The organism is Lacinutrix algicola, assembly GCF_001418085.1.
Taxonomy (GTDB): Bacteria; Bacteroidota; Bacteroidia; order Flavobacteriales; family Flavobacteriaceae; genus Lacinutrix; species Lacinutrix algicola.
Map to the genome: position 1 here is coordinate 22,337 of NZ_LIQH01000031.1, position 19,993 is coordinate 42,329.

Annotated in this window: 5 protein-coding genes; 4 read left to right on the forward strand and 1 reads right to left on the reverse strand. The window is 29.9% G+C overall.

Annotation, left to right across the window (positions count from 1 at the left end):
* The first annotated feature begins 192 nt into the window (after positions 1-192).
* Genes ASC41_RS06280 through ASC41_RS06295 form a run of 4 tightly spaced genes read left to right on the forward strand, consistent with a single transcriptional unit; the run spans position 193 to position 18,716 of the window.
* Complete coding sequence (locus ASC41_RS06280) at positions 193-4,680, forward strand: sacsin N-terminal ATP-binding-like domain-containing protein (protein WP_055435784.1); 4,488 nt, start codon at positions 193-195, stop codon at positions 4,678-4,680.
* A gap of 12 nt (positions 4,681-4,692) precedes the next feature.
* Positions 4,693-10,677, forward strand: a complete 5,985-nt coding sequence (locus tag ASC41_RS06285; protein WP_055435785.1) for a DEAD/DEAH box helicase — start codon at positions 4,693-4,695, stop codon at positions 10,675-10,677.
* A 22-nt stretch (positions 10,678-10,699) separates the two neighbouring features.
* Positions 10,700-14,833, forward strand: a complete 4,134-nt coding sequence (locus ASC41_RS06290) for a DEAD/DEAH box helicase (protein WP_055435786.1) — start codon at positions 10,700-10,702, stop codon at positions 14,831-14,833.
* Positions 14,826-18,716 carry a UvrD-helicase domain-containing protein gene (locus tag ASC41_RS06295; protein WP_055435787.1) on the forward strand — a complete coding sequence of 1,297 codons (3,891 nt, stop codon included), beginning with the start codon at positions 14,826-14,828 and terminating at the stop codon, positions 18,714-18,716. Before ASC41_RS06290 ends, ASC41_RS06295 begins: the two co-directional genes overlap by 8 nt.
* Before the next feature lie 868 nt (positions 18,717-19,584).
* Here ASC41_RS06295 and ASC41_RS06300 read toward each other — a convergent pair.
* Positions 19,585-19,911 carry a YegP family protein gene (locus ASC41_RS06300; RefSeq protein ID WP_055435788.1) on the reverse strand — a complete coding sequence of 109 codons (327 nt, stop codon included), beginning with the start codon at positions 19,909-19,911 and terminating at the stop codon, positions 19,585-19,587.
* Between the last annotated feature and the right edge of the window lie 82 nt (positions 19,912-19,993).

Genomic DNA, 19,993 nt, shown 5'->3' on the forward strand with positions numbered 1-19,993 from the left:
GCTTATTTAAAAGATAAAGGATTTTTATAGAGTTGGTACTAAAGGAGGTAATTGGGTAATACATTTTATAATACCTAGAGTGGGTGAATTAAATGTTACTAAAGTTAATGTTTTAAGTGCTTATAGATATAATAAGTGGGTAAATAAGGTGGGTGAATAATAAACTATCATTTTTAAGACAAAAAGTAATTAATGGAGATCTTCGTAAAAAAACAAATAGAGAAAAAAATAGGCTACTTAAAAGACTTCGATTATTTGCTAAAAGAATATAACGAAGAAAACGAAATCACTAAAGGTTATAATGGTCGCCAAATTTTAGAGTTGCTTCAAAATTGTGATGACGAAGGCAGTACAGAAGTTTTAATTAAATTAGATAAAGAAACAAATACCATAACAGTTAGTAATAACGGTACTCCATTTTCAGAAAAAGGCTATAAATCGTTGTTTATGCCTTTTAGGTCTTCTAAAATTTCAAAAAAAGATTTCATAGGTAATAAAGGATTGGGTTTTCGCTCTATTATTAATTGGAGCACTCAAATAGAGATTCAAAGTAATAACTTATCATTAATTTATAATCAAGAAAGCAGAAAAGATTTTTTCTATACACACTTTAATGAGGATAAGCGTAATGCTATATTAAGAGAAGAAGGTTTAATTGAAACTGCTATTCCAGTTCCTTTTTTAGGCATCCCTAAAGTAGAATCTATAGAAACCGGCAACTATGTAACGAGTATTGTTATTACCTATTTGCCATCATTTTTAAATAGCATTATAAAGCAAGTAAAAAGCATTACTCCAGAAACCTTATTTTTCTTAAAAAGTTTACAGCTCATTAATTTTGAAGGATTTGATGAGTGTGTAAAGTCCATAGAAACCCATAAAGAGCCTATTAATAGCAATAGTGATGATTTTGCACCTACAGAGAAAATAACCTACAATGGAAACACTTGGCACATTTTTAAAGAAGAAGAGTCTCTAGGCGAAGTCTTGAAAAGTGATAAGATAGAAGAAGAATTCTATCAAATTAAAATAGCTATAGAAGAAAACATGGCTAAACCAACAGGTAAATTATATTCCTTTTTTCCAACTAATATCTATCTAGGGCAACCTTATATTTTACATGCTACGTTTGATTTAGATTCCACTAGAAACCAACTCGTGCAATCTGATAAAAACAGAATTATCCTTAAAAAAACAGTACAGTTTACTATTAAAGTAGCTAAATATTTCACCCAAGAAAAGGTAAGTTATAAGCCTTTACAAATCTTGCATCATAGTTACAAAGCAGATACTTTAAATAATTTGGGCTATTACAATTTAATAGACGCAGCTTTTAAAAAAGAGGAAATTTTCCCTTGTGTAAATAACACCTATAGTAAGCTAAACCAAGTGGTGTATTATGGAGATAGTTTTGCTAAGATGTTGCAAAAAATAAAAGCTACAGAAATTTTAGGGTTTCACTTACAACCTACAGAAAACATTAATCTTACTAGTTATTCATTTTTTGCTGAAATCTATAGCAGTTTTGAAAATATCAAAGATGTAGTAACGGTACTTAATAACATAACAGCTTTACCATTAACTATAGAACAACGCGCTTTATTTGTTCATGAAATCGTAAAGAAGAGTTTTGAACTTAAAAAAAACCATAAAAACAAATTAAATCTGTTAATCGATAGGGAAGAAAACCCAATTTTGGGAGATGAATATGTCTACACACCAGAAACTAAAGATAGTACACTTAAAACACCAGGCTTTACCAAAATAAAGTTTATAAACCGTAAATTATATTTTAGTTTAAGTGAGTTACTTGGTTATAATACTGAAAGAGATAAAAACAGAGGTCGTTTTGTAACCGATAAATTACAAGGTTTATGCAACATTCATAGTTTTGAACCAGCTACACTTGCAAGAAAAATTATTAGTGAAACCAAAATTGAAATAAAGAAACCTGATGTAAACAAAGTTGAAGTAATTCAGGAAATGAATAGCTGCTTATTTCACAACTTTGAGTTTATTAACCAAGAAGCGATAAAAACACCATTACCTATTGATATACCAACCATAGCTTTAAATGGTGACGTTGTGGTAAGTTCAAATACCATACTTTCCAGCACCTATCCAAATGGGCATGCAAACCAAATAATATTTGAGGGCATCTATACAGAGAAAGACTATATAGCAAATACAAAAGAGTTAGGGATTAATTTAGATTCTATTGACGAACTATACAAGGTTCAAGACTATCTTTTATGGCTAAAAGTAAATGAACATGCTAAATATGAATACAAAGAATTTAATAATTACGGCGCAGATAATTATTTTAGATCCATTCATAAAGATTCATATACGCGTTATACTCTAAATATTATAAACATTGAAGGCTTCAATGATATCTTAAATAATATCTCATTAGAAAATTTTATTCTTTGGATATATTTTGACAGCAAATTAAAAGGTCAGCTATATAACGATTCTAATAAAGATAAAGTCGAATATTTATACAGAACTAAATATTTCTACAGAGAAAAAACGTCTTTTATTAAATATTTAATAGGAAAACATTATAAAATTAAGTTCAGTAATTTATTAATTGATGAAAAATATAATTGGGTTAATGATTTTGAAATTAATTATAGGCATCCGCTTTTTTCAGAAAACAATCTATCAAAAAGTGTTATTCAAGAAATTTTAGTAGCATTAGGTGCTAAAGATAATTTTAATGATTTACCAATAGTAAAAGTAGCAGACATTATAAATAAACTAGGTGTAAAATATCCTGATGGCTCAAAATCTGTAACTTTTTACAAAAAAGCATTAAGTCATTACAAAGAAAATAAAACAATCATACATTCGCCAGTGCAATTATTTGCAGATGATGGAGAAAAATTAAATAGCTACAATCAAGAACAAGTATATTTTAGCGAAAAAATTAAACTACCCAAAAAACTAAAAAAAGACTTTCCTATTTTTAATTTTCCAGCACGTTCTGGAGGCGTTGAGGCTATAAAGTTTTTTGGTATCAACGACTTAAACGACATAAAAATTGAATTAGAGTCTTATCAAATTTTAGAAAAGCTTACAAGTCAGTTTAATGAGCATCTCACAAAATTAAAACCATACATCCTTGCACAAAGAATCCATGATTACGATGATTTAAAATCGCAACAAATACAAGCATCTATTTGTAATAAGATTAAATTGGTCTTATGTCCAAAATTGGATTATAAGGTGAATGAAAAAGAGTATCAAACATCCACTTACGAGTATATTCATGTTGAGGAACACACCTATTACATGAAGGTAAACTCATTTGATGAATTAAACAACCTAATAAATAATTCTGATTTTACAGATAACATAGCTGAAATTCTAGCTTTATCATTTGATGTTAAAAGTGACAAGACTGAATTTAGAAATATTATTAGAAGTAATATAGAAGTTGTTAAGAGTGATATTATTAGAGATTTTAGTGAAGACACTTTAAAAGAGGCCAATGAATTATTAGGATTAGCAGATTATAAACAAGCTTTTTGGAAAGCAATATTTACATTAAAAACTATTGAGTATGACGAAGGACTGGACGATATAGCCTTAAATGTATTAGTATTAGAAAAATTAAAAGTTAGCTTTGATGTAGCTAAATTAGATTATGAAGATATATCGGGTACTAATCAAATTAAAAAATTAAAAAATCTATTTAATGAATTAAGCATTAATCTAAAGGATTTTTCTAATACATATCCATATAAAACATCATACCAAAGACACCACTTTAAGTCTGTTAGAGATGTGATTTTAAGCAATAAATCAAGGGTTAAATCTGCAATTTGGAATAAATTAAATACATCTAGTTTAGAGGATAAGAAAAGTTTTTTAACGAAAATAAACCAACTTGAAGAGTACGAATATTTTACGAAAGAAATATCAGAAGAAAATAAACATGAATTTAAAATTGATGTAAATGACATTTTTAATAATTACATTAAAAGTATATATGGAGATTTAAAACTCGAAGACACAATAGACTTTTATGAGATGTTAGTATCAAATAGGTTAAGTTTTACTGATTCAGAATTGGAATTAATAAATCAAGATATTGAGTTGAAAAGTGTATTACATTTTAAAAATGTATTAGTTGATTTAAAATCTATTCTAGAATTACAATTAAAGGCTATTGAAAATAATGAAACGAATAATAACGACCACAAAAATCAATTGCCAACAAATGAGTTAGAAGTCGTTTCGAGTGAAAAATTAAAACTAAAGACCAATCAGTTCAAAAGAGCAGGAAATAGAAAACCATTTTTACCTGGAAAGGAAAATAAAGGAAAATTAAAACAAATTGGTAATGCATCTGAAGATTGTGTAATGAAGTATTTAAAAGATAATAACTATTCTAACATCTATAAAGTTTCAGATGATAATGAAGGGCTTCACTATGATATTAGGTTTACCGATGAAAAAGGAAATATTAAATTTATAGAAGTGAAAACATTTAATACAGGAATGTTTTACTTATCCAAAGATGAATTCAACTTTGGTAAAGAAAATCAAGGAGATTATGAAATTTGGTTAGTTAAAAATGGAAAAACCATAATTCCCATTAAAGACTTTTATACGAATACTAAATACCAGCCCATTGCCAACGAATACATTGTCTATTTAGATATAGAATAATAAAAAAAGAATATGCTACCATTACAACAAGCTTACGAAGTAAAGCAATCGATTATTGAATATCTAAAAGCAACGTTTAGCTTTAAGGAAAAAGTGGTGTCTGAAGCTTTCTATAAGTTTATAGAACATCCAAGCGAAGGAATATTTAAAGGACCTTATGTCTCGCTTAAATTGCCATTTGTAACCTACACAGATGATGAAGAGCTACCTCTTGAAATTAAACCAAATTTTCCGCCTTATAAACATCAGTTTGAAGCTTTTAAACGTTTACATACCAACGAGGATCATAAACCAGAACCTACCTTATTAACCACAGGTACAGGTTCCGGTAAAACAGAATCTTTTTTGTATCCTATTTTAGATTATTGCTATAAACATAGAAAAGAAAGTGGTATAAAAGTTATTATTTTATATCCAATGAATGCCTTAGCTACCGACCAGGCAAAACGTTTAGCAGAAGCCATTTTTAATGATGATAAGCTAAAAGGAAAACTTACAGCTGGTTTATTTATTGGCGAAGGAAAAAATAAAAATAAGTTTCCAACAACCATGGGAAAAAACCATGTGATTGAAAATAGAGATCATATTATTAGTAATCCTCCAGACATTCTGTTAACCAACTTCAAAATGTTAGATTATGGTTTAATGCGCCATAACTACAATAAACTGTGGTCTCATAATTTTGAAAATCCAGAGTTACTAAGGTTTTTAGTATTGGATGAATTGCACACCTATGATGGGGCTCAAGGAACGGATGTTGCTAATTTAATTCGTAGATTAAAATTAAAGTTAGCCATTCCTAAAAATTATTTATGTCCTGTTGGGACATCAGCAACCATCGGAAAGGGAGAAGATTCAGTAAAATTATTGACTCAATATGCTTCGGATGTTTTTGGAGAAACTTTTCCTCCTGAATCTGTAATTATTGAACACCGTTTATCTTCTGAAGAATTCTATACCATTCCTGATGATAAACTAGATGCCTTTTTACCAAGGTTAGTAGGTCTACAACAAAGTAGATTAAAATTAGACGAAGAGTATCATAATTATATCGATCGTCAAAAAAAATTATGGCAAATCCCAGAAACAATTTCTGCATTCAAATTAGCTGTTGAACTAAAGAAATTGAAGATAGTGAAAGACATCAGTTCGCTTTGTAGTGAAGGAATCGTTTCTATAAATCAGTTAATTGATAGACTAAATAAAATAAATGCTAATTTCAATGCTATCATTGAGTATGATGATGAGTATGGCCATTATCCAAAAGAAGAGGTCATCACCTCTATTTTAGCATTAATAGCCGAAGCAAAAGCAGATGAAAAAGAACGTTTTCCATTTTTATTCCTTCAAATTCAAATATGGATTCGAGAATTAAGTGGTGTATTAAGAGTTTTTTCAGAACAACCAAAATTTACTTGGCGTGATAAAATTGGAGGTAGAAATGAATCCGTTGCTTTACCTCCTTATTTTTGTAGAGAATGTGGAGCAAGTGGTTGGTTAGCTAATAAGCAAGATAACAGAAACCAATTTGAGATTGACCCATTAGAAGTATACACACAATATTTTGATAATCATAAAAACATCTATTTTGTAAATTATAATACACCAGCACATTATAAAATTGAAGAATATGAACCTACTGCTGCTATTACACCATATGTGCAAGAGGTGGATTTAAAGTTTCATGATACACCTTCAGAGAGAAGAATTAATTTATTAGCTTATAGAAAAGTTAGAGAAAATAAAGGCTTACATACGTGTCCAGAATGTAATGCAAATAATGATATGAGTATTATTGGTACGCGTATAGCGACTTTAAACTCAATTACTACCAGCCAAATATTAGCATCTAATTTAGATGAACGTGGTGAGAAATATAGAAAAGTATTGGCCTTTACTAATGGTGTTCAAGATGCTGCACATCAAGCTGGATTTATAGAGTCTAGAAATTATAGATTTACGTTTAGAGCTTCCTTGCAAAAAGTGATTAATACTATTAATCAACCAATAGATTTAATTACACTAAAAGATAAATTTATTGCGTATTGGAAAACACATGCAGATCCAACAGAAAAAAAACATTTAGAAGCATATTTCTATAGATTTTTCCCATCAGATAGAACAGGAGAAGCAAGAGTGGAAGATTTTAGAAATCTATCGACCAACTCGTTTTCTAAAACATTTGAAAAAGAGTTCGATACACGCGTGTTTTGGGAAATAATTTCAGAGTTTGGTTATAATGCAGGTATTGGTAGAACATTAGAAAAAACGAGTTCGTCAGCTACTAGTTTTAATCAAGAAAAATTTGAGCTTGTATTTTCGAAAATACAATCATGGTTAAATGATAATATGCTAGAGCGTATTGAGCAAGATGATTTTTTGAAATTCATAAATGGTTGTTTGCATCGCATGCGAATTAGAGGTGCTGTAAATCACGATTATTTGGTGAAATTTAGAACAAAGGATCTTAAAATATGGGATTTAAATTGGATGCGTGATGGAAGGCATTATTTAAGTAGACGCTATCATCCTAGAACACGTATTCCAAAATTGGTGGTTAATTACCCAGATAATAGAGGTGTTATTGATAGTACACACGCGAAAACGACAAATTGGTTCCATGCTTATTTTAAAAAATCATTTCAATTTGTACCAGATAATACAGCTGTAATTAATGAGTTTTATCAAAAGTTATTTGAGTATTTATCGGAAGTAGAAATCCTAAATAGTGAAACAGCAAAAGATGGAGAAAATTTTGCTATTGATCCCAAAGAAATTATCATAAGCAACAAGGTAGCTAGCTTTAGCTGTAGTGAGTGCACATCTACATTAAATGTAACGACAGCAGATAGTTTAATGGAGGGAACAGCATGTATAAATTATAGATGTTCTGGAAAGTACGTGAAATCAAATAACAATACTTTTAATTATTATAACCTTATATACAATAGAGAGCATTCTCCAAGAATATATGCATCAGAGCACACTGGTGTTCTAGATAGAAAAGTTAGGGAGCAAACAGAATATGACTTTAAAGAAAGACCAAAATACAATTCATTAAATACATTAGTAGCGACTTCAACTTTAGAAATGGGTATAGATGTTGGTTCGTTAAATGCAGCAATCAACACAAGTATTCCTCCTTTACCATCTAATTTTCTGCAAAGAATAGGACGTGCAGGACGTTCTTCAGGAACAGCATTAATTACAAATTTTGCTCAAAATAAAGCACATGATTTGTATTACTATGAAGAGCCTAACGAAATGATGGAGGGTGATATTAATACACCAGGTTGTTTCTTAAATGCTAAAGATATTCTATTTAGACATTTTACAGCGTATTGTTTTGATAGTTGGACGAAGGAGGATCCAGAAAGACATCAAATACCAGGTTTAATAAGTAAATTAGGTCTACTTGAAGCTAATAAATTAAGCAGTAATGGGTTCTTTATAAATCAATTATTAGGCTTTGTTTTAGACAATCAGAAACAATTAATAGATGCTTTTAAAGGTACTTACGAAGGACAAATTGATATGGCCATCATTGATGATATCAAAATAGCACTTCAGCAAGGTGTATTTCAGAATAAATTGGTTAGAGTTTTTGAAGATCTAAAAAAAGAAATCTTTTTTATCATTCAAAAAGTGTCAGATATTGATAATTATATAAAAGAAAAAGAATTAGGAGAAAATGATGAAGAGCATAAAGAACTAACAAGAGAAAAAAGAGCGCTTTGGCAATTAAAGAAATCTATTGAAAAAAGACAGGTTATTGAGCATCTTACCAATGTGGGTGTTTTACCTAATTATGCTTTTCCAGAAACAGGTGTAACATTAAACGCACACGTATATGGCTTTAAACCTGAAGGAGCTGAACAAGAACCTGAAAATAAATCATTTGAAATAGTGCGCTCTTCTGCTTCCGCTCTTAAAGAATTTGCGCCAGATAATTATTTTTATAGTCAAGGTAACAGATTAGAAATTTCAGGTTTGAACACCTACGATTGGAGTGGTGAAAAATCTAGTTTAGTTACAATGAGATTTTGTTCTAATTGCGATCATATTGAAGATGCTTTAAAAGCCGAAAAAGGAATGTGCCCAAAGTGTGGTCATGAATCTTGGAATTCAGCATCTAACACACATAAATTTGCAAGATTACAGACTGTAAAATCTGTAAATTCCAGAAATAAAGCAACATTAAACGATTCTAAAGACGAGAGAGAACAGCAACATTATACAGTATCTACACACTTTAAGTTTAATCCTAAAACCATAGAAGGAACTTGGGGTATGATTAAAATTCCATTTGGTATTGAATATGTAAAAGAAGTGGAATTAACAAAAGTGAATTTAGGTTCTGGCACTTTAAATGCTAGTCATATAACTATTAATCAGAATGAAAATGTTGCTCGTCATGGATTTGTAACATGCAAGCACTGTGGGAAATCAACATCAAAACCTAATTTGGTTTTAAATAGTAATGGAGATAAAAAGTTTCATTATGGGTTTTGTAAACATAGAGAAGAAGATTACAATAATATTACTAATGATATTTTTGAAGAGGTATTTTTATATAGAAGTATTAAAACAGAGGCGATAAAGATATTATTACCTGTACAGGAGTTTTTAAATGAGGCAACACAGCAAATGTTTAAAGCTGGTTTGCAATTAGGATTAAAGAAATATTATAAAGGGAATCCAGATCATGTAGCATTCGATTTTTATTCGGAATATAATGAAGCAAACCAAAGATTTGATAGGTATCTAATAGCCTACGATACAATTCCTGGAGGTACAGGCTATTTACAGAAATTATTTGACCCAAAAGAGTTTACAGATTTATTAAAAGAAGCGTACAAAGCTATTAAGGACTGTTCTTGTAAAACAAAAGGTAAAGATGGCTGCTATAGATGTATACTAACCTATTCTAATCAATATATAAGAGAAGATTTAAGCAGAGAAAGAGCTGAAATTATTTTTAAAAGTATTGTAGAGCAATCTAAAGATTGGGAACCTATAAATCAAGGAATATCATCACTTACCAAAACAGGAATGATTGAGGAAAGCGAATTAGAAGAAAAATTCAGTTATGCTTTAGAAAAATATACCAAAAAAAACACAGATAAAAATATTGTTTTCACAAAGGTTAAAGAAAATGGTATTCAAACGTATCGTTTAAAATTGCCCATTGAAGGAGGTTTTGTTACTTACGCTATCAGGGGACAAATAAATTTGGGCGAAAAAGATGGCGTTTCAGTAAGCACTAGAACAGATTTTCTGATAAAGTGCATTGAGCTTGAAAAGGATGGTCAAGTAATTACAGATATTGATGATTTATTAGCTTTTAAAGAAGTAGCTATTTATTTAGATGGATATACATATCATGCTTCAGATAAGCACATGCGTTTTTATGAAGATATAGTAATTAGAAATGCCATTTCAGAAACACCTAATATAGTTCCGTGGTCTTTAAGTTGGTCTGATGTTATTTTATTTGAAAGTGAAGATGATAATTCGAGAAGTGATAATTTATATTCTGATGAGTTAAGGTTTAGGAAAGCAATTCTTGGGTTAAACGGTTTTCCAATGTCTCAAAAACTAAATAAAGGTTTAATAAAGTCAAAAAACTCCATAGAACGTCTATTATGGTTTTTAGGAAATAGTAGTAGCATAAATATAAATTCTGAAATAGGATATCTATTTGCGACGCATCAAGATGAATTCATTAAATATAATTTTGATGAGGAATCTGTTTTGAAACTTTTAGATGTTAGCACGCTGCTTCAAGAATATGAATCAGTCAATCCTGGTCCTAATGTATACATGAAATCGGATATAACGGAAGCTAATGAACTATTTAAATCTAGAGTATTCGTTCGTTTTAAGGATTTTGATGTAAAGTCAAATCTTGTTGCTTCTGAATTAAAAGAAATAGATAAAGTGATTTGGGAACAGTTTTTAAGATTGTATTCAATAATGGGATTATTGAAAGAATAAGCAAAATATAAACTATAATTACATGAGCTTACCCAAATTTTACAAACATTATAAAATAGCACCAAATCAGCTTAAAAAAATTCTAAAAGAGCATGATATTGAGGCGGATATTAGGTTTGTAAAATCGATTCCAAATGATTGGATTAATATAGTAAGCAAAGTTACTGGCATAGAAGACTATAAGTCTAAAAAAAATAGTGTAATTGTTAAAACACCCAAAGAAGATTTAGAATTAAAATTAGATACTTTTAAGCAGCTTGAAATAATTAAGCCCAATAATAAAGACGCTAATGACCATAAGTTAGCTTATGTAAAATATGTAGCTCCCGACGAATCTCATGCTTACCTTAAAGTTATTGATGATTTAGAGAATATTAGTGAGAATACGCTTAGAGAAAATTCTGAAAACGATTATAAAATTCATGAAGACTGCAATACTTTAGAAAATGGACAATTAGTTATAGTTTCCATTAAAGGTGAAAAATGTAAAATAAGTAACAATTATTTCTCTGGCTCAATAATTACAACACCTATAAAAAGATTTACAGATTGGGTTAATTTTAACCAACCTTTACATATTCAGAGAAATGTCCAATTCTTAAGTCGCTTTAATAATTTTGACCTTGTAGCGCTTAAATTATCTATCTACAGAAAAACCATAAAATGCATTCAAGCACCCATAGATCCAGATAATAATCAGATTATTTTTATTCTAAAAAGTGAATTTATAAAAGCTCTAAATAAAACAGAATTAACAACCGAAGAGTTAGCTGTAATTCACACATACAAAGTCAATAGTAATGACTATGAGCAACTATTAGATCTTCAATTTCAAAAAGATGTTACTAGTGATTTTTATTACGCAAACGAAACAAATTTTTTAACGTTTATTAATAAATGGCGTGTACTTAACCTAGAGTACTTAGTTTTAAGTAGCGTCAAACATACAGAGCACATTCACATGTATTTGGAGTTGTGGTTTGACCAAAAAATAAATAATAATTTTTGGGAAAATCATCTTATTGATGCGCTTATTAATTTAGAATTAAAAGCATATGAAAATTCAGAAAAATTTCAATTATCCTTTTATGATAAGCTATTAGAGACACATGTCGAAGAAATCTCTTTAGCTATGGACTCCTACTTTCAAAATGAATTGGTTACAGATTCTATAAAAGTTTTTAATATTTTAGAACAACTTGTTGAGGTTTCAAATTGTATAAATAAGGATAGTTACATAATCCAACTAAAAAATAGTTTAGCTCCTGAGTTGGCTTTTGAATTTTGGCTTCAAGATGACCAAGCACAATTCCCTAAAGAAATTGCAATCAATAATTTTGAAAGTCTAGATATTAAAACTCAAGAAAGAGCAATCAATTTAATTAGTGATAACGAATTAAAACTTCTAATTACTCAAATTAAAGAAATTAATAAAAGGGAACACAGAGCACGTATAAACCGTATCCTAAAACAACAAATCCCATTAATCTTCAATCCTTTAAGTTTCGATATAGAGTCTGATACAGAAAGCATATTTGAAATAGCTTGGAATGAAGGTGATGAATGGAAGTTTTATAAAGATCATAATTCCATTCCTGATGGTATAAATATTTTTAAAAATAAAATTTCGAAAAACGAAAATTTAATTATTGGGCACAACATTATAAGTTTTGATTTACCAATTTTAAAAAATCATAATATAGAAGTAAATACGAATAGCATTTGGGATACCATTCAAATAGAATCCTTATTAAGTCCCGAGTTTAATAACTATGCGTTAGCAACATCCCACACTGCTAAAATGGATGCGCAATTAACCTTAAATTTGTTTTTGAATCAAATACTTAGAATCATTAAAACTCCAAAGGAAGATTTAATTTATCTATTTGAATATTTGCCAAAAGATCTTACTAATAAAATAGAGAAGTATAAAGCGCTAAGCCCAATAAAACTTCTAGACTTAACTAGTCTGAAAAAGGAAGCTGAATCTTTCTTTAGACCGCAAGCTAAACAACATCCAATTTTAAAAAAATTAAAAGAGACATTAAATACATCTCAGAAAGTAAAAACACTAATTATAGGGGATGAAGGCCTGCGTTTAGAACTTAGTAAAGCACTAAATATACAATTCTTAAGTGAATCGGAAACCGAATATCAATATGAGGTTATTGATGAAGATAAACTAGAGAATATTAGACTTAATAGTTGGCTTAAAAATGTGATTAAAAGTTACTTATATTATGCTAAAAAAAACAACCTTAATCCTGTTTTTGGAAACTTAGCTCCTTACGTACAAAATAAAATTACTACAGAAATAAATGACATTTCAGTTATTCTTAAAAGTGAGAACAATAAGATATTTGAAAATTATAAAGTATTGTTTATTTCAATCATGGATTTACTAAATCGTTTCGAAGATTTAAATAAAAATAAAGAAATACAAATAATAGTACTGCAACCTGATTTTCTTGCAACTTCAAAAAAAATAAAATTAAAAGAACTCGATTTACAAGAGCTTACAATAGCATCTAATAATATAAACCATTTATGGATGAAATTCTCAGGTGGTCAAAGTTATGTGCAACTCTCTAAGCAGGAGTGCATCACACTAAATATTGATTGTCCTCCACTTCTAACTAATTTTTGGATTGAAAAATATAAATATGCAAAATATAGTGTGTGGGGTAATTACAACTGGGAAGAACTAATTAATAAAATGTCTCCTAATAAGGTAATTAACATCTATTTAGATGAAGAATCTAAAGATCATACTTATTTTACTAAAATAAATGCGGCAGCCTCTTATTCAAATGATGCACTTAGATTTAATCCAGAATCTATCTATAGATCACGTTATTGGGTATATCAAAAAGAACTCATTAATCAAATTTCATCAAATAAGATACCTTCTATTTTATTAGTTGAAAGGCAAGATGAAATTGAAGTACTAGAAAACTATTTTAAGAAACTAGGATTCTTCGTTCCAGACAATAGAGTTGGTATAGCAAGGAGACTAGAGTTTATTCATAATAATAGAACTCAAAATAAAATTATTATTGAACATGTTTCAAACTTAAATAAAATATTAATTAATAATTATTTAGGAGCTTTAAATATCATTATGGATAGTTTTAATCTTGCTGGCAACTATTATATAGCTCAAGAAACATCCTATTTTAAAAATTTAGCGCAGACACAACAAAATCAACCAAACACAGATAACAAGGATGTAATATTAGAAAATGAAGATTTTAATACTCCTAAAAAACCTTTACTAAAAGATACTTTCTTTTTATTAAAATTACTCAAGCCTCAGATTTCAAATTATAGAAACATAATTAACAACTATAATTCAGAACATAAATTTTGGCTTTTAGATTCTAGAATTGCAGATTTCCCTAACTTAGGGAGATTATGGAATATTAAAAGCAGGTCATTAAACGTTTGGCATAGCAAAGAAGCTTATGAGGTAGATTTAAAATTAGCAGACTTATGTATACCAGGGGTTAGACCTTTAGATGATTTACCTTTTTCTATTGAAGAAATAAAAACTATTTTAAGTAATGTCTTTTTAAATGGAGGAAAATGGTATGATTATCAAGAACCATATCTTGATTTAATCATTCCTGGTAAAACAGATGTGTTAGTAACACTTCCTACAGGAGGAGGTAAATCGTTATTATTTCAAGCACCTGCATTATTTAAAAGTTCGTTTACAAATAGGCTAAGCATCGTCGTAACGCCACTTAAAGCATTAATGGAAGATCAAGTAGATAAACTATGGCAAAATGGGTTTTATGGTAGTGTTGAATATCTAAACTCGGATCGTAGTACAGATACCCAAATAATATATAGAGCGATGGCTGGAGGTGAAATAGCACTCTTGTTTGTAACACCAGAACGGTTTAGAAGTCGATCATTTTTAAATGCATTAGAAGTAAGAATGCAATCAGATGGTGGATTGGAATATGTCATTTTCGATGAGGCGCATTGTGTATCGCAATGGGGACATGAATTTAGACCAGATTATTTTAATTGTGCTAAAGTAGTTCAAAGAATGAAAATTACCTCGGAACAAGACATTCCTTTATTATTGTTTTCAGCAACGGTTTCAGAAAAAATTTACCAAGATTTTAATCAAATATTCAATGATTAAACGACTAGATAAAAATAACGTTTACAATCCCATAAGAGAGCACATAAAAATGAGCTTCAATGTTGTGGGTGATAAATCAGAAATGACTTTATCGGTAGCCTCAGATCTTAAACTTAATAATTTCGATCCAAAAAAGAGTAGAGTACTAATTTTTGTACAAACTAGAAAAGGAACCGAAGAAGCAGTAGAGGAATTAAAGAAAGAGCTAAAAAAAAACACAGCAGACTATGCTAATAAAGTAGATTTTTATCATGCAGGCCTAGATGGCCAAGATAGAGCAGAAAAATATGAAGACTACAAAAACGGTAAAATAGTAATACTAATAGCAACAAAGGCTTTTGGTATGGGGATGGATATTAAAAATATTCATTTTATATATCATTTAGGGCCTTCATCTACCTTTGAAGATTTTTTACAAGAAGTAGGTCGTGCAGGTCGAGACCCAAATATGCTAAAAGAAGCTGGTTACTCTGAGGAAAATCCTTTACGTACAAGATGTTTACTTACGCATAGAGATTTTCAAGACTTAAAAGATAGAAATCACCGCAATAGAATAGCTTGGGAGGAAATTGAGAATATTAGAAAGACAATATTAAGTTATGTATCAAAATTTCGACCGTTAGCTCCGGATACAGAAAACCCATTTCCACTACCTCTTGATTTACTCGAACAATTCCCGGAATTTGAAGAAGTTTTTAATAAAGATACATATTTTAGAGTTATTCTTTATTGGTTAGAAAAATTAGGTAGATTTAAATTAGGGGTTTACACACCTACACATTTACCTATCACAATTCATGAAAATCAAGAAGATTTTAAATCGATTACTAGTAATGAAGACAGAAAACAACTAAAAAAAATCCATGCTGCTTTATTAGAGTATCAAGAAAAGGGTGATAATAGTTGTAAAACTGTAATGGTAAGTATGAACTTTCTGAAACAAGCTTTAGAAGAAAAAAGCAATCAAAAAGTATACAAAACACTCTTTAAAGCGCAAAAGGCGAAACTATTAACCATTGAAAGAGAAATAAAACTAACACCTACAAAATTAAGAACTGCTCAATTGGAGGTATGGGATGATAAAAATTCAATTCCTACAATTGAAGCTTTATTTGATTTATCGATAAAATTAATGCAACTTTCTAAACATGGCGATCAAACTCAGTTTTTGGGAAATCGGGTTGATGTTTTGATCAATGATATAATTCAGGATAACTTTTCAATTGATAATATATTTTGGTCAGAAATTAAACAATCAAATAATAACAAGATAGAAATCCCAAAAGTAGAAATCAATAAAGCCTTAATTGCAGATTTTAAAAATACAAGAGCTAAATTTTCTTTTAAAACCATCAATTTTTTATCAAAAACGCAACATAAATCTATCATAGAAATAGACAAACATGATAATAAAGCAAAGACAATTCAACTTATTTATAACGGTTATACAACTTCTGTAGAATGGGAAAATGATTTAAGACAATTCAAAACAGAATTAATTAAACTTATTAAATACGTTTCTATTCAATATTTTAAAAACAATACCGAGGTTTTTAATATCGTAGATTTAATGATACATCTTGGTGTAGAAGAAAAAGGTGCAGATTATTTTCAAAAACTAATCTTTATTTCAAAAGGGCTTGGTTTCCTAAAAGGTGGTGGTGATTTAGTGCCTATGGGTATTGAACTTTTTATTCATGATCTAAAAGAAATTGATACTTCTGATTCTAATTCTAAAGACGCAAATATTCGTAAAGAATTTGAAGAAACGATCAAGATGAAGGAGCTTAGATTATTGGCTTTAGAATGCTTGTCAGGCAGGTCTGAATCAGATTTTGATAACTTTATTAAAGGGTATTTTAAATGTGCTAATCAAAGTGATTTAATTAAACTCCTGGAAGAATATTTTGGAAATAATCACTCAAAACTTAGAGCTTTCAGAGAAGAAGCACTTAAAGCAGAAAAAGAAAAATTAAATCCAGATCAAGAAAAAGTATATAAAGCTGCTTTAAATAGAAATCTTCAAGTAATTGCTGGTCCAGGTAGTGGTAAAACGCATACGTTAACACTAAGAATTGCAAGACTAATTCAAGAAGAAGGAATTAATCCAGAAAACATTTTAGTACTAGCTTATAACCGTGCTGTAGTTATCGAATTAAAAGAAAGATTAAGTTCCTTATTCCGTGACTTAGGGTATTACAAGCTAACCAAAAGACTTGAGGTACATACTTTTCATAGCTATGCTAAAAAATGCCTTAGAATTGATGGTGATAGTTTTAGCGAGTGGATTCCTTTATTTATTAAAGCTTTAGAGAATAGAGATCCATTGGTAAGAGAAAGAATGGGAACTATTCGTTATATTTTTGTGGATGAATTTCAGGATATAACTTCCGAAAGATTAAAACTTTTAAAGCTTATTTCAGAACCATCAAATGCAAAATCATGTGTTATCGGTGATCCAAATCAAAGTATTTATGGTTATGACAGATTAAGTACTGGTGACACTATGGATTCTAAACCACTTTACAATGAGTTTAAAGAACTGTATAAACCACGTGAATTACATTTAACAATTAATTACCGTTCATTTCCTAATATTTTAGAACAAGCAGAAAAATTATTGAATCTTAATGCATCTAAATTCGAAATGCCAAAATTAGTTGCGTTTAATATACCAAATTCAAATCTTAAGTATTGCAACTTTTATAATACAACACAAGAACAAATAAATTGGACCGACAAATTAGTTAATTTGTTAGATTATAAAGACAATTTGAATGACTACTACAAACAAATTGCAGTCATGTTCCGTTCTAATGACGAAGTATTTAAAGCTTTCAATCAAATTAAACAACTGAACTTAACCAATGTAAGGATACGTATACAAGGTGCTAAAGGAGCATTAAATAAAACTCGTGAATTTCATTATTTCTTAAATGTGTTAAAAGAAAAGAATTCAGTTGTGCTACAAACCAATTATATAGAAACTCTCAAGCTTTTAAAAAATAAAAAGCAAAAAGAACATGCAAATTGGGATAGTTACTTAATGAATGTTTTTTTATGTTTAGTGATGGAATTTGATAGAGACAGGGAAGAAGATGCTACTTATGAGGATCTAGCTCAGTTTATATTAGAAGTAGGTTCAAAAGATGATGGGCAATTTGGTAAAATTTACGAAAACCACATTGAACAAATTATTGGGAAACAGCAATCTCAAGAGATTGTACTCACAACAATGCATAAAGTAAAAGGCCTTGAGTTCGACGCAGTTTTAATACCTCCTTCTGTTGCTAAACTAGCAATAAACGCTGGCGATAAAACAATGGAATTTATCGAAGAAGAACGCCGCTTGTATTATGTTGCTTATACAAGAGCTAAAAAAAGGTTGTTAGTAATAAAGCATCATCGAGAAATAGCTTTAGATAAAGGAGAAGCTTATCAATATAATGAAGTTAGTATAAGAAATTCTTATGGTATTATGCTGAAGGAAGGAATAGATAAATTCACAATGTACTGGAGTGCAGGAAATTTTGGCAGTAATTCATTTAACACCATAAAAAACGCTATAAATATTGGTGATCCAATTGTTTTAAGAGATGAACAACGTGGGGATTATGTTTTTTGGTATGCTTATATAAATAACCAAAAAGTAGCGCAATTATCCAGAGGTTTAGTTCAGCAAATCAATCAATATAATTCGCTATCTGGATTTGTTGTTTCTGCTATTTATGTGCACACTTATGAAGAGACCGTTCGCTCCGATGAAAACCGTTTATTGGATGATCCTAATGCGCAACAGTATGCTACTAATTGGACAGATTCATCAAAAGAAAGAGGATTTATTTACTTAATTGATTTCTCAGGCTATGGTAATATTAATTAAGTATTATATAAATATCAATTATAATCTAATTTAAAATTCATGGATAAGCATTTTAGATATTAATGATGACTTAACCTATTTTAAATATTATTAACAATACCTACTTACCATACAAGTTTGTTAATTTTTTAATTCCACACTTCCAGCACATGCTCATTCCTTCATTTCGCGAAAAGCTTCATTCTCTCAATCGCAAAAGCTTCCAGTTCCGCGCAATACTAGTGATGTCCATTTCGCACCTACCTATCGGATAGACGCTTCATTCCCAAAACCAGTATTTTTAGCCAACGCGCAATTCATCTTTTAATTCATCTGCAGTAATAATTTCAACATTCAGGAAGGCAGGTAATAAGGTGTTCGTCAGTCGTTCCATTTAGTTACATAGTACATAATCACAAATACTTCCTACGGTCGCATTGGTGCTTACCATAAATAATACTACTGCGGCGCCACGTCCTCGCAGTATTATTTATTTGCTCTATTGCACACATTACTCTATTCCTCACCCATAGCTACTCTTGTACCTTAAAATCCTAATAGGTTTTGCGCAATGCGCAAGTTTTAAGAATTAAGGCACAACCGCTATTTAATGTTTCGCGAGCCTGCGTGTCGCTGCGGTCTTACGGCTGTCACATTTTTTGAATCCATTCTATCAGTATTTTGGAATAATATAAAAATTGATATAATCTAATAACCTTTATGCTACACTTAAATTAAATCAAAAAACTGCGCCAGCCTAGTGTTTGCAACATAGTCGTGCGTGCCTTCCGTGCCTACAGGCATTCACTCACAACAACCTTGCTAATCTCGCAGGCGGCTCGCGCCTTTTGGATTACCTGCTTAAGAAACAAACATACTTTAATTAAAGTTAAACGTCCTCAATGGATGCTTTAGGAGCGTTAGTTTTAACGGAATTAATCCCATTTTCCATTCCTGACGAGCCTTCATACATTTCACTGGTTCCAATAATTTGACCGTTGGATGCTTTTAAATTAAAATAATGCTTCCCGTTGCTTGATTTTCTTCTGTCAAACTTACTATCATCTTGCGAGTTAGTCTTAACGGATTCAATACCATTCATACAGCCAGATTTAGCCGTATACCCTTCACTTGCTAGTATTTTTTGACCATTACTTGCCTTCAAACGAAATCTATATTCCCTCTTGGAATCTTGATACACTTCAAATTTTTCCATAATATTTGTTGTTATTTATACCTAAATATAATAAAAAAAGAATACAAATATAGTTGGTTCCCATCGGCCACCACTAAAATGC